Source organism: Novipirellula caenicola, from assembly GCF_039545035.1.
Lineage (GTDB): Bacteria > Planctomycetota > Planctomycetia > Pirellulales > Pirellulaceae > Novipirellula > Novipirellula caenicola.
The window spans coordinates 16,322-28,794 of record NZ_BAABRO010000036.1 but is presented as its reverse complement, the minus strand read 5'-3'; the positions used below and the strand labels follow the sequence as shown (position 1 = coordinate 28,794).

At 55.8% G+C, this 12,473-nt stretch carries 7 protein-coding genes; 2 read left to right on the top strand and 5 right to left on the bottom strand.

Annotated elements, in window-relative coordinates; all coding sequences use genetic code 11:
* Window positions 1–200: 200 nt before the first annotated feature.
* Genes ABEA92_RS30570 through ABEA92_RS30550 form a run of 5 tightly spaced genes read right to left on the bottom strand, consistent with a single transcriptional unit; the run spans window position 201 to window position 8,443 of the window.
* Window positions 201–2,729, bottom strand: coding sequence for a cyclic nucleotide-binding domain-containing protein (locus tag ABEA92_RS30570; protein WP_345689546.1), 2,529 nt, complete (start codon window positions 2,727–2,729; stop codon window positions 201–203).
* Window positions 2,726–4,513, bottom strand: coding sequence for an NAD(P)H-dependent oxidoreductase subunit E (locus tag ABEA92_RS30565; protein WP_345689544.1), 1,788 nt, complete (start codon window positions 4,511–4,513; stop codon window positions 2,726–2,728). Before ABEA92_RS30565 ends, ABEA92_RS30570 begins: the two co-directional genes overlap by 4 nt.
* Window positions 4,514–4,522: 9 nt before the next feature.
* Window positions 4,523–5,917: a multiheme c-type cytochrome gene (locus ABEA92_RS30560; protein ID WP_345689542.1), complete on the bottom strand. Its 1,395-nt coding sequence runs from the start codon at window positions 5,915–5,917 to the stop codon at window positions 4,523–4,525.
* A complete protein-coding gene (locus ABEA92_RS30555) occupies window positions 5,914–7,407 on the bottom strand; it encodes a hypothetical protein (RefSeq protein WP_345689540.1) in 1,494 nt (497 codons plus the stop codon). Before ABEA92_RS30555 ends, ABEA92_RS30560 begins: the two co-directional genes overlap by 4 nt.
* 10 nt (window positions 7,408–7,417) lie before the next feature.
* Window positions 7,418–8,443, bottom strand: coding sequence for a hypothetical protein (locus ABEA92_RS30550; RefSeq protein ID WP_345689538.1), 1,026 nt, complete (start codon window positions 8,441–8,443; stop codon window positions 7,418–7,420).
* A gap of 241 nt (window positions 8,444–8,684) precedes the next feature.
* Here ABEA92_RS30550 and ABEA92_RS30545 point away from each other — a divergent pair, with 241 nt between their 5' ends.
* The gene (locus tag ABEA92_RS30545; RefSeq protein ID WP_345689537.1) at window positions 8,685–10,586 is read left to right on the top strand and encodes a multiheme c-type cytochrome; all 1,902 of its coding nucleotides are present in this window, start codon (window positions 8,685–8,687) and stop codon (window positions 10,584–10,586) included.
* 26 nt (window positions 10,587–10,612) lie between these two features.
* Window positions 10,613–12,391 (top strand): multiheme c-type cytochrome, encoded by a 1,779-nt coding sequence (locus ABEA92_RS30540; RefSeq protein ID WP_345689536.1) that lies wholly within the window; start codon window positions 10,613–10,615, stop codon window positions 12,389–12,391.
* Window positions 12,392–12,473: the final 82 nt, after the last annotated feature.

Here is a 12,473-nt window from a genome sequence, read left to right as displayed (position 1 = left end):
TCTAGACGCCAGTGGAGCACGATCTGCGACCCAACTCACACGTCAGCCATCGTAAATTATACACTAACCGCCGTTTTCATTATTTAGGGTGCCGCGAAGCGGAATGAGGACTCGCCAGAGCGTGGATGATTGCCAGCCAATACGAATCACCACCTTCTGGCGAAGGTAGCTACGAGAAAATGCTTCATCCTAAACGACCATCAATTTCCGTTTCCGTTTTGCTTGGTAATCTCTAACAATTCCGGACCGGTCATCCGGAATGCCGCTTCGTGCGGACACGCGTACACGCAGCTCGGTTTTCCATCGATGCTGCGGCACAAATCACAAGTGGTCGCTCGCTGCTGGACGACCGGCATCTTCTTGCCTTCGACCTCGTGATAGACCGTCTTCAGCTTGCCTGACGCATCGACTTCCTGTTTTGGAAATCCGTGCATGTTGATGTTGCCGTACGGACAATTGTCGGCACACAATCCGCAACCGATACAGTAATCTTCGATTGCGATCTCGAGTGAATCCCCATCGCGGTGTATCGCATCGACCGGACATCCAACCAAACAATACGGATCCATACAGGACCGACAACTGCTGGCGACCAGGAACTTGTCAAACCGCAATCCATCGCGGACCAAACGCGTCACACCCTCATGCGTGTCGGCACACGCCTTGGTGCATTCGTCGCAGCGAGTGCAACGTTCCAGATCCAGCACCAACAGACTTTGCGCCAAATACAATCCTTGATCGAGAAAGTCTTCCGATTCGACCGCTTGCAGTCGACTGCGAGCCTCCTGGTCTTTCTCTAAAATCACCTTCGCTTTGGCAGCCAACGTGTTTTTGAGCTCAGGAAACTGGGCGAGCAAGTTACGGAAATCTTCGCCACGAATCCGGATCAGTTCGACGTGATCCAGTGCCGAACAGGTCGCGGTACGCACGCCGGGACGGACCGTTCCGCCGAGAGCTTCGGAAAGGGTGTCGCCGATACTCGAAAGCAATCCAATCTCGCCAAACCCGTTTCCAGGCCCGAGATAACTGAGCACCCGTTCGTCGCGTCCATATTTTTGGGTGACTTTGACAAACCCCAGCTTGTTGACGTAATAATCATCGGCCTGATCGCCTTGAGCAAAAATCACTTGCCCAGGGTCGACCGAAACCAGATCGGCTTTGTCTCGCAAAAATTCGGCCGCTTGTTTTCGTTGTTGATCGTCGAGCGAATCAAAAATCGGCAGCGATTCAATTTGTCCCGTCAGCGAATACTTGCGGTAGGCTCGATCCAAAATTTCGCGACTGACTTCGTTTCGCTGCAGCATGTACAATACGTTGCGTTTAATCTCGAGCACTTCGGAGGTCTGGGTCGCGACCACGGTGGCACTTCGCGGATAACGGTTCATACACGTCATCTCGCCCAAGATCACGTCATCACTGTCACGCAAGATGCGTTGATTTTCATCAAGCTGAGCCGCACTGACGTCGGCCAACTTCGCTCGACCGCCGACTTTTTCAACCACCGTTTTCAAACCGCCCAACCATCCGAACAATCCGCCAGCGGATCGGTTACGAACCGCGCCGCGTGTGGTCGCGAGAAATATTTCGAACTCACCGCTGAGGATGATAAACGCCGTTGAACCGTACTCGCCTTCGCGGCACAACACGTCGCCTTCGTGCAAAATACGGCGAACCACCGCAGCCCCATTGAACTGCAAGAATTTGTAGGGGATACCGGAAAACAGCGGATAGTGAATCAGCTCGTCGGCCGTCACAATGTCGCCATCTTTGTTCTCAGCAACCATGTCATCGCGAACCCGTTTGATTTGGGTTTCAATGAACGAGGGCTGGAACTGCAGCGCCCCGGTCGGGCAGCTGACGGCACATTCACCGCACGAAACGCAGGTACTTTGTCCCATCGGATCTTCGAGATCAAAGGCGATGTGCGACGCGTAGCCTTTGCCGCCTCGACCGATCACGTTATTTCCCTTGACCCAATTGCACCCCCGTTGGCACCGTCCGCACATGATGCATTGATCGTGATCGACGACGATCATCTTGCTGCTGTCGTCGTGGCCACGCTTGAGCAAACGGGGTGCGAAACGAGATTCATTGATTTCCATCCGCCGAGCGACCGCGGCCAATTCGTTGCCAGGCGCCGTCCACTGCGAACTAGGCAAATGATCGGCAATCAGCAATTCGACCACCGTTTGGCTGGCGGCCTTCACCCGCACGGCGGCGTCTTTGTCGGTTTCGCTTTTGATCGTGTTGACGATCATGCCGTTGGAAACGCGTTGGACACAAGACGGAACCAATTGTTTCCGTGGTCCACGCCGCGTCATCTCGGTCGCTTCGACAAGACAAACACGGCACACGCCCACCGGGGGCAAATGTTCTTTGTGGCAAAGCGTCGGGATCGGATGCTCGTCGCCGGGTTCGCGAACAAACGCGTCACTGGTCGCGTCAAAGATCGTGGTGTAACGCGGTTTTGGGGCCCCGGTTGCATCACGAATGATGTTGCCTTGGCTGTCACGCGTTGGCACCGCTTTTTTGACGGTCACTTCGCGACCATCAATCGTCAACGTGACGTCTTCGTCTAATTCCGATGCGGTCGCTTTATGGACGCGGACCAATTGACCGTCGACGTCACGGGCGAACAGACCTTCCTGTTCGGCAACGACTTGTCCCGGCAATTCACTGATGTCAAAGTTGACGCTTGCGACGTCTTTGGGGTCAAGTTCGTTACTCATGATTTCGCCACTTCCGACGTTTTGTTACGACACGCTTGGCGAGCCAAATCGGGAAAAAACTTTAAAAACGTTTGCAGCGGATTACTGGCAACTTGCCCGAGTCCACAAATGCTGGTCGCTTGCATGACTCCGCTCAATCCCAACGCGATCGGTTCAAACGTATCGAACTCTTCGCGGGTAACGTCGCCAGCCAGCAGCCGCTCGCCCATCTCGGTGACTTTTTCGGACCCGATGCGACACGGGACACATTTGCCACAGGTTTCATTACGATAGAAACGGCTGTTCGCGACCGCTTCGGCCAACACATTGCAACCGCTGCCATAGACAACGATGCCGGCACCAAGCATGTAGCCGACCGCTCGCGAAACATTGATATCGAGCGGCAGATCCCGAATATCGATGTGAGTGACGCCCTCGGGAACATTGGCTTCGACGAACCGGCGGCTGAGAAATTGGACAGGAATTTGAGGCGGCAGCAATCCGCCCGAAGGACCGCTTAGCGCGACCGCGGCGATCGATTTGCCGTCCTTCATCCCGCCGCAGTGTTTGTCAATCAATTCACCGAGCGTCGTTCCGGTCGGCACTTCATAAACCCCCGGCTGATTCAAATCACCGCTGATCGAAAACAACCGTTTTCCCTTCATCGCCGGACTGGCGCCGGCAGTTAGCGGTCCCTCTTTGATGCCTTGGCTGGCGAACCAATCGCCGCCATCCTTTAAAATCGCCGGTGCCCAGGCAAACGTTTCGACATTGGAAAGCAGCGTTGGTTGATCATACAAACCGTTGGTCATCAATTCGGGAGGCCGGTTGCGAGGTTCGGCCCGTTTGTCTTCCATCGCCTCGATCAACGCGGTTTGTTCGCCACAGATGTAACCGCCAGGACTGGGGAAAACATCGAGTTCAAAGGATCGGCTGCTGCCGAACATGTTGCGACCGCAGGCACCAAGTTTGACCGCACGAGCGATTTCTTCGCGGCACTTTTCAATTTGCTCAGGGTACTCGTGCCGAACGTAGATCCAACCGCGGGTCGCCCCGACCACCAAGGCGGCTAGGATCATGCCTTCGATTGTCAGGTAGGGGGCGGCCAGCAGGATTTCGCGATCTTTGAATGTTCCCGGTTCACTTTCGTCGGCATTACAGACAATGAATTTTTCGCCCGTTGTGCCTTCGGCCCGCATCACGTCGCCCCACTTCAAGTAGGCTCGGCCTCCGGCGCCGCCCATCCCCAGCAGCCCGGCGTTTTCGAGCGCCGCAAGCACTTTGTCGGGATCACCGCCCCCGGTGATGTACTCACGAACTCGCTCGTAACGGCCACTGCCGCCATAGATATCCATGTCCCATTTGCCGACCTTCGCCTTGGCCAATTCCCAATCCGAATTGAATTCGGGTTGCTGTCCCTGCATGATCGCGTCGACGGTTTGCTGGATCGCTGCCTCGCTGCCACAAGTCATCAATTGTTCGTTGATGATCACCGCAGGCGGACGATCACAACGCCCCAAACATGACACACCACAGACCTCGACATCGTGGCCGTACGTTTTCTCGGCCCACGCCGCCACCCGCTCGATCATCGGGACCGAACCATTTAAATGGCAACTCATGTCGCGACAAACGTGGACTTCGACCTTCGGTGGCGGATCGGTGCGAAAGTGCGGAAAGAACGTGACCAGCGCATTGACGCGGTGCATCGGCACCCCTAATTCCTCAGCGACCGATTCCATGTCGGCATGCGTCAAGTAGCCGCCTCGTTTTGTTTGACGCTCGTGTAAAGCTGGGATGATCATCTTGATTACTTACTCGGGGTTCGCTTGGCCTAGAGTCGACGTCAATTGCGACTGCAAGATCCGTAGAATCATTCGGCGAAACTTTGCAGGGTCAAAATCGGCTGGGGATTGCATCACTCCGCCTGAGCCCGCACTCGGTTCAGGTTGAAATCGCAGCGACTGCTCGAGTTCTTGTAACGATTCAGGCTCTTGCAACGAACCAGAATGCATCGCATTGAAATCACGCAGCAGCGCGTCAAGTTCCAAGTACTCGATCGCCGCTTGGTGCCAATCCACCGGCGGCGGTTGATCCTGAAGTCGCTGCTGCATCGAGCTCAACTTTTCTCGTGGATCGACTGTTTCGCTGGCAAGTTGCTGAGCAATTTTTCGATACTTGACCGCCAACGTCTGACCGCTGGCGGCAATCTGTTTCGGATCGCTGCGATGAGGCGAAAGCTTTTCCAGCAGGGCCGTGTTCTCGCGAAGTTCTAACTGATTCACGCTGTGCCATGCATTCCACACCGGCAAACCGTCACTCACGTGTAGCGGCGACTTTTTTCGGTTTGACAACGGAACTTGAAAGTTGCGAATCGACAAACTCTGATGACAAGCAAAGCAGTCATAATCCGCGAATTCGGGCCAAGGCACGGTTGGGTCTTGCAAATGGTCGCTGGCCCGTTCGGAAGCCAATTTTGCTGCGGCAGCAAGATTGATCGCACGCCCCACCGCACGTAGTCGAACGGAGGAAGCATTCAGTTCACGATCGTGGCGATCATCCCAATGCGTGGGCAGGTTTGCCAAATAGATCGGCAAATCAAATCGCAGTGCCGGATGCCCTGCCGCAATCAAATCGTGATTCATGTCTCGAACCAACCCGTCCTCGGTTCGTGAACCGATGTGGCAGCGGACACACGTTTCGCCGCGGCCGATGATCGAATCCATTTCACGCATCGATTCGTTCGCTGCGGGGTCCCAATCGACGTGCGTATGCGAGACAAGCCAAGATTCGGCCGCACCGTGGCACGATTCACAAGTGACGCCGGAGGCCAGAAATTCGGCAGACAACTTTCCACTTGCCGCCGTTTGCGCTGCGGTTGCGGTCGTATGGCAACTGATACAACGTTCCCGCAGCACCGCATCGTAGGCTTCGCGTGAACCGGATGCCGACCGATCCAATCGGCTAACGATCGCTTGAGAATCACGGTCGTACAGCAACCGACCAGCGTTGGCGTGCGGGTCATTGGCAAGCCACGTTGAAAGCGAATGGTTCCATACCGGACCACGGCCGATCACACCACCGTGACACGTCGACGTCGCACACGATGAAATCCCCACAAACGATGTCGGTTCATCCGCCTTCGCAACAGCGATGTCCGCAAAACAAATCAGCTCGAGCCCGATCAGAACGCTCAAAAAGCATTTCATGGATCCACCTTTGCCGCCGCAGGTGGATGATAGCGATGGCACAGCGTGCAGCGATCCGACGCCCAAGTCAGCTGGCCACCCAATAACGATTCCGTTTCGGGCGACGTAAGCGAAGCGGGAGTCGGCAGCTCGGAATCACGGTGACACCCGGTGCAGGAATCAATTCCCGCAATCATCACAACGTCTTGATCGCTCGCCGGTTTTGCCGCCGCGTCGCTGAGGTAAGCAGCCTCGTGACAATACTTGCAATCGATTCGTTGATGAGCTGCGTGATCATAGATTCCGTGTCGCAGCCATCGCGGCGGGATCATCGTTGCGGTTTGTTTGCCGATCGCTGCACGGATCGCTTCGTCCGTTGTCGAGGCTTCGTCATGACACTTCAAACATTGTGACTGGACCCGTTCTCTTGCCAAGCGAACGTCGACGATCGACGACGCGGGTTGGCCGCTCGCGGGCTTGCCAAGTCCGTCGCCAGGCACCGCGACGGCTCGTTTATCACCGCGAGGTGGTCGTGCTTGACCAGTCGCTCGCACGCCATCGATGGTCGCCGCCAACAACAAATCGACTTTGGCCCAGGGCACTGCGTGAGGGATCGGCATCGTGTCGGCGGTCGCGGCCCCCGAGTTTAATGAGTGACACGCCGAGCAATGTTGTTCAAATGACACCGGCGCCATGTAGCGGCCAAGTTCGCCGTCGGACGCCATCGTGTTCTCGCCGCTGGGGTTGCCCGCCAATTGGTGACAGCTGGCACAATCCAACTGCACCGCCGCAGAATCATCCTGGCCATCCACGCGGTACCGCTCACGCAGCGATTCATCGAGCATCGCGAGCGTCATCTCGCCGCGTTGACCGGCATCGACTTGCCCAGGTCGCAGGTGTTGAGCGTGATCAAATTTCACGACGCCTGGATCCGGACCTTGCAGCGAAGCAAAATCCCCGTGCTCGGCTTTGGTGAAGGCAACGACATTGGAGCGGACTGTCGGTGCGGCAGCGCAAACCGAACTTAGATTTGCGTGACATGAGACGCAACGCTCATTCGCAACTCGAACCAGGTTGTGATCGCGGCCCTGGTGATCGACATGGCAACCGGCACAATTTTGGTCGACTAACGTTGCCTGCGGCAGCATCGTTTCGCGGTAGTGATTGCCGACTTGATGACATTTTTGGCAAGCGGTTTCAATGTGCTGGATCGATTTTGTGGCACTCACTCCGATCGGCTTCACTTCTAATGAGGATGCATCGGAGCTGATGGGAGTGAAGTCCTGATGACAAAGTTTGCAATCGTTTTCAAACGAAGCGTGGGCCATCGCCACCGGCCCCGTGCTGAGATGCGATTTGTTCGCAGAACCTGCTACCACGTAACAGGCGTACAGAACGGCAGCGATACCGCCAACCGCGATACAAAGGGTGCGAAACCGATGCAATCCACCGCGACGACGGTAATAGTCGATCTGAATTCGCTGAGATCTTTGCTTTCCCGTTTCACGCATTGTCAATCATTTACCAATACTTTAGCGCAGTCCAAACATGGGCTGCTAACAAAACGGTCACGGCGACGGACAACCCAATGTGGATAGGAATCCAGGCGTGCAACCAACGATGAACCGTGGATTGGGTATCAAATTGGCGACGTTGGTCACAAAAACTTTCAAAGATATTCACGATCGATTTACTTTCTTCGCCGCACGCGCTGCGAAGTCGATCAAACCACACACTAGCGCGTTGCCGATCGTTCACCGGCGTTTTCGCTTGGTGTCCGTGCAGCAAAAAAGGTTGAATTTCGTCTAACGCATTCCACAGTGCCGGACCATCGGTATTAGTCGACGAGAATTGCCGTGTTTCCAGCACCCGGCCTCGTGTTTTGCCCGATTGACGCACGGCGCCAACGACAATCGCTCCGGCCTTGACGGCTTCGAACTCACGTTCTTCCTCGGCATCCTCGACGCCCCCGACTCGCCGACCGCATGCACTGAGCAATAATCGGCGTGCGTCCTCGACGGTTTGCTGCGAGACATAATCGATTTGATTGTAGATCGTTTCGCCAGGCAAATTGCGTAGCATCCAGCGAGGCAGGATATTTTGCACCGCAAGTCCATAGATTCCGCTGAGGATGCACAACACAAACAGCACCATGAAGGTGGCAGGCAACCATCCGCCTAGATGAAACCCGCAATGCACGATCGCCAGCGGTAGCGAAGCCAGGCCAAACCACAGGTGGGCAGCCATCCAATATTTGGCCGGGATCAATCGCAAACGACGAAGCGCCTTACGCGGCCAAAGCAACATCTCGAAAACGATGATCGAACCGGCGGCGATTCCGCACAACAATCCCGCACGACTGCCGCCACCAACCCAACGGTTCGCCTGAGAGGATTCGAGCCAATAATAGAAGATGCAGCCGAAGGTCACGACCAACGTCGGAATCACGAAGATCAGATGCAATCTTGTTTGGCTGCGATTCAATAGCACGTCAAGTAGCACCCAAAAGTAAGCGACTAGAAAGTCCGACCAGCAGGATCGATACATCCCGCAGAGAGCATCTATATTAGACCCCCGTGATGGGTAGTCGTCAATCTTCGCACCCCCACCGCATAAAATGTCGAGAGAACGCTGTTGTTTTGCCGATCAACGATTATCGTACTAATGTGAAGGTAATTTGGGGGGTATCCATTAACGCCTTTTCCACCTAACCCCAAGTCGCGTGATGTCGCATCGAATCAGGTCGCTTCGAATCAGACCGAGCGTTTGCATCCTTCTTTGGATTGGGATGGTCTTCGTGTCGACGCTCGCCAGCGCCCAAGAACCGATCCCCACGCCCGCGAAGGCATTGCGGTCCACGATGACCATCAAGCCGCTCCCTTCCGTGACGTCCAGCGCACCGACATCCGCTCTTCCGCTGGTAACAAGCCGGGTTCATCAAGGAACGACGCTGCATGAAACGGCACCCCATGGGAATGTAGCGTTCGGGACCGCATCGCCGGGAATGCTGTTTTCACCCGGGACCCTTGATCGGCTGCATCATCCGCTTCTTCGCCAAGATTTAATCGTCAACGGCGCTGCTTCGTGTGCGACGTCCAATTGCCATGCGGGACCGAGACCGGGGGTCACCCAAGCAACGGTACGTCGTGGAGCTGAATACCAACTGTGGCTCGAGAACGATCCGCACGCACAGAGCTGGAAAACAATCTGCAGCGATGAAAGTGTGGCGATGATGCGGCGGCTAAAGATCATGGACGGCGACCAAATCGTCGATCAAGCCGGTTTTGACAACTGCATGGCGTGCCACAATTCGACGCGACGCTACAACGAACCACGTCACGCCCACACTCCTCATGCAAACGTAAGCGACGTCAATTCGTTCCAGCGCGAAGGGGTGGGATGTTCGGCGTGTCACGGTCCGAGCCAACGCTGGATCGGCACCCATTTCCAACATGCATGGTCGCCTCAATTCGCCAGCGACGAAGGATTTGTGGACACTAGTGACCTGTACGTGCGTGCGCGAATGTGTGCGTCGTGCCACGTCGGTGACAAAGACCGCGACATGAATCACGACATCATCGCCGCAGGTCACCCGGCGCTACGTTATGAATTGGCGACCTTTCACGCCTGGCAACCCAAACATTGGCGAGACGCCGAAGCAAACGACCGCACCTATTACGAGGCGCAGCTATGGTTAGCCGGGCAAATCGCGGCGACCGATGCCTCACTCGCGTTGCTGGAAACACGAGCCGCCAAGTCACACACGATCAGCCAATGGCCCGAGTTTGCGTCCTACGATTGCGCGTCGTGCCATCACAATCTTGGTCTTCAAAACGCACGAACCCCGATCACCGATGATCGCAAAGCGGTGGCGTTGTATTCGTCGTGGAACGACGCAGGTCTTCGCTGGCTGATCCATTACCGCATCGATACCGGGGTGGCGACGACCGACGATTTCGAGTTACTCGAATCGCTCGACCGAGTCAAACTGCAAATGGAATCGCAACCAAAGGCCGACCCGGGATTCGTTGCCGAGTTGGCGCTGCAAGCTCGGCGATCGCTTGCCCGATGGTTTGACGGGCCTGCCGGCCAATCCGAGCGAGCTCAGTTCCGCAGTGATCGCTTGGGGAACCTCGTCGCCGCAGCAGCCGGAAAACGTCAAACGTGGCACACCTGGGAATCGGCGGCACAGTTCTACTTGGCCGCCGTTGCCGCACGCGAAAGTTGGCCTGGGGGTTGGCATGGCCCGGTTTCCAATCTCGCTCACCCGCTGCGAGTCGGTTTACGCTATCCTGAGATGATCGACGTCAGCCGTTATTCCAAACGCAATGAAAGCGGTCCGACGCTGAATCGATCCGAAGCGACGAAGTTAGGTATCGAATTGGCCGGATGGCTGGGGCCGGTTTATCCATCCCAAGCGAGCGACGAAATCCTGGATGACGAAGCGGAAACCCAATCGCTGCAGAACGAACTAGACGAGATGATCCAACGGATCAACCAACGCTGGAAACGTTTGAACGAACAACGAATCGAGCAAGCCAAACCAGCCGAGTCCGCGGATAAAAAGAGCGAGGATGGCAAACCTGACCAACCGGCCAAACCAGAGCGAAAACCAAAAACACGTCAAGAGCTACTCGAAGAACTGCGTCAGATGCAAGAAGCCCGCGAGTCCGATGAATCAGACAATTGATTCTTTTGATTAAACAGATTGAAACAATGGCATCCACTTCCTTCTTCGCGAGACAGATTCCCAGCGGGATCTTGTTCGTCCTGTTCATCGTTACCGGTCCCATCGGTTGGACGCAGACCACGCCGGACACCCTGACTCGCGAAGAAAAGCTGAGCGACCCGGTCTACATGTCCTGGGTTGCATCGGAACCGGTCGGACGTTGCGTCAGTTGTCACGTGATGGGACCAACCGACGCGGAAATCGATAGCGGGCGTTCCGGCGACCTCACCTCGTTCAGCCGCCGTAGCGAGATGATGCATTGGTTGCAAAAGGACAAACACACCATCGCTCGCCGACGAATCGAACCCTTCGCCGCCGAACAGAGCGAAGATGAACTCTTAAAGCTGTACGAACGACTTGATTCCCAGATCGAAAGAGCGATCGAAGGTTACAAACGACGTGGCGAAACGATTGATCGCAGCCAAGTCGGACTCGAAAGCATTCCCGAAGAATGGATCGGGCAAAGCAATCTGCTGAGCCGCCGGATCTGTGACAAATTGTGGGGCTCCGGCTCGGTCACGACCGAAGCGGGTTACGCCAAGTTTCGCGATCACTGTTTGACCTGCCATGGCGGCTATCACGACGGAGCGAGCGGGTTTGATTTAGCCGATCTCGACAACGCGCAACTGGGCATCGATTGTTTGTACTGCCATCAACAAGGCGAAAACGATCAATGGGTCACGCCGCATCAAGTGCCCGAAAAATGGCGATTGCAACCGCCTCAGGCAAAATCGGCCGCGGGAATGCGGAACTTGGTCGACACATCCAACCAAGCCCAATTGTGCATGGATTGCCACGTCGGCAACCGCTCAAAAAACATGTTCGTCTCGCACGAAATGTACGCCGCCGGACATCCACCGATTCCCTCGATCGAGCTTCAGCAATTTTGTGCCGAGATGCCGCAACACTGGCAAACTCCGACGCAGCTGTACCAATCTCTGGCGGATTACCCCCAGCGAAACGACTATTTCAACATCAACTATCCTGGGCTGCTCGATTCGGCCGACGCCAGCGACGTGTTTTGGAACACGCGAAAAATGTTGATCGGAGCCTTGGTTGCTCGGCAACAAATGCTCGACCTGTATATCCAATCCGAAGCGGCCCAGGATTGGGCGGATTACTCGCTGTATGATTGCGCGGCATGCCATCATGAATTGCGATCCAACAGCCTTCGTCAACAACGAGGCTACGTCGGCGCCCCCGGACGCCCGCGACAATATGAATGGCCCGATGCTCTACTGACGATTGCGTATCTGTTTTCCGGCAAGGAAACACTCACGCAATCACGTGCGATGGAAAGCGAGCTCGAGCAGCTGTTTAGCGAGCAACCGTTTGGTGATCCCCACCGCATTGCCGCAGCCGCCACGCAGCTGAGTGATCACATTACGACGGCCATCGACACGATCGAACAAAAACCGCTGGATGCTCGAATTGCCTTGGCGGTGCTGCGTGGCTTGGCGACCACACCAAAATCGAAATTGGTGACGTACGACGCAGCCCGACAAGTCATCTGGGCAATGCAGACAATCGCATCCGAGCTAGAAATCCAAGGTAAACCGCTCGCTGCGGAATTGCATGACCGGATACGCCAACTAGGGGATCCGGAAGTGACCGGAGTCTCGTCGAACCTGCCTTCGGGTCGCAAACAATTCATTTATCCCGATCGCCTAGAGGCGGATCTGCATCAACGTGCGCAGTACGATCCGTCACGCCTGGCCGCTCAACTGCAACGTCTGCGAACCGACCTCGCTCAAGCCGCCAACTAACCCGAGCGGTAAGCATCGTAGGACAGGCTGCCAGCCTGTTATTACCCAACCAACAGGCTAGCAGCCTGTTCCACGCTGATCG

What these genes read in the sequence shown, in the direction of transcription:
- ABEA92_RS30570 (WP_345689546.1), bottom strand. Translation starts at nt 2,729, where the DNA reads ATGAGTAACGAACTTGACCCCAAAGACGTCGCAAGCGTCAACTTTGAC.
- ABEA92_RS30565 (WP_345689544.1), bottom strand. Translation starts at nt 4,513, where the DNA reads ATGATCATCCCAGCTTTACACGAGCGTCAAACAAAACGAGGCGGCTAC.
- ABEA92_RS30560 (WP_345689542.1), bottom strand. Translation starts at nt 5,917, where the DNA reads ATGAAATGCTTTTTGAGCGTTCTGATCGGGCTCGAGCTGATTTGTTTT.
- ABEA92_RS30555 (WP_345689540.1), bottom strand. Translation starts at nt 7,407, where the DNA reads ATGCGTGAAACGGGAAAGCAAAGATCTCAGCGAATTCAGATCGACTAT.
- ABEA92_RS30550 (WP_345689538.1), bottom strand. Translation starts at nt 8,443, where the DNA reads ATGTATCGATCCTGCTGGTCGGACTTTCTAGTCGCTTACTTTTGGGTG.
- ABEA92_RS30545 (WP_345689537.1), top strand. Translation starts at nt 8,685, where the DNA reads ATGGTCTTCGTGTCGACGCTCGCCAGCGCCCAAGAACCGATCCCCACG.
- ABEA92_RS30540 (WP_345689536.1), top strand. Translation starts at nt 10,613, where the DNA reads ATGGCATCCACTTCCTTCTTCGCGAGACAGATTCCCAGCGGGATCTTG.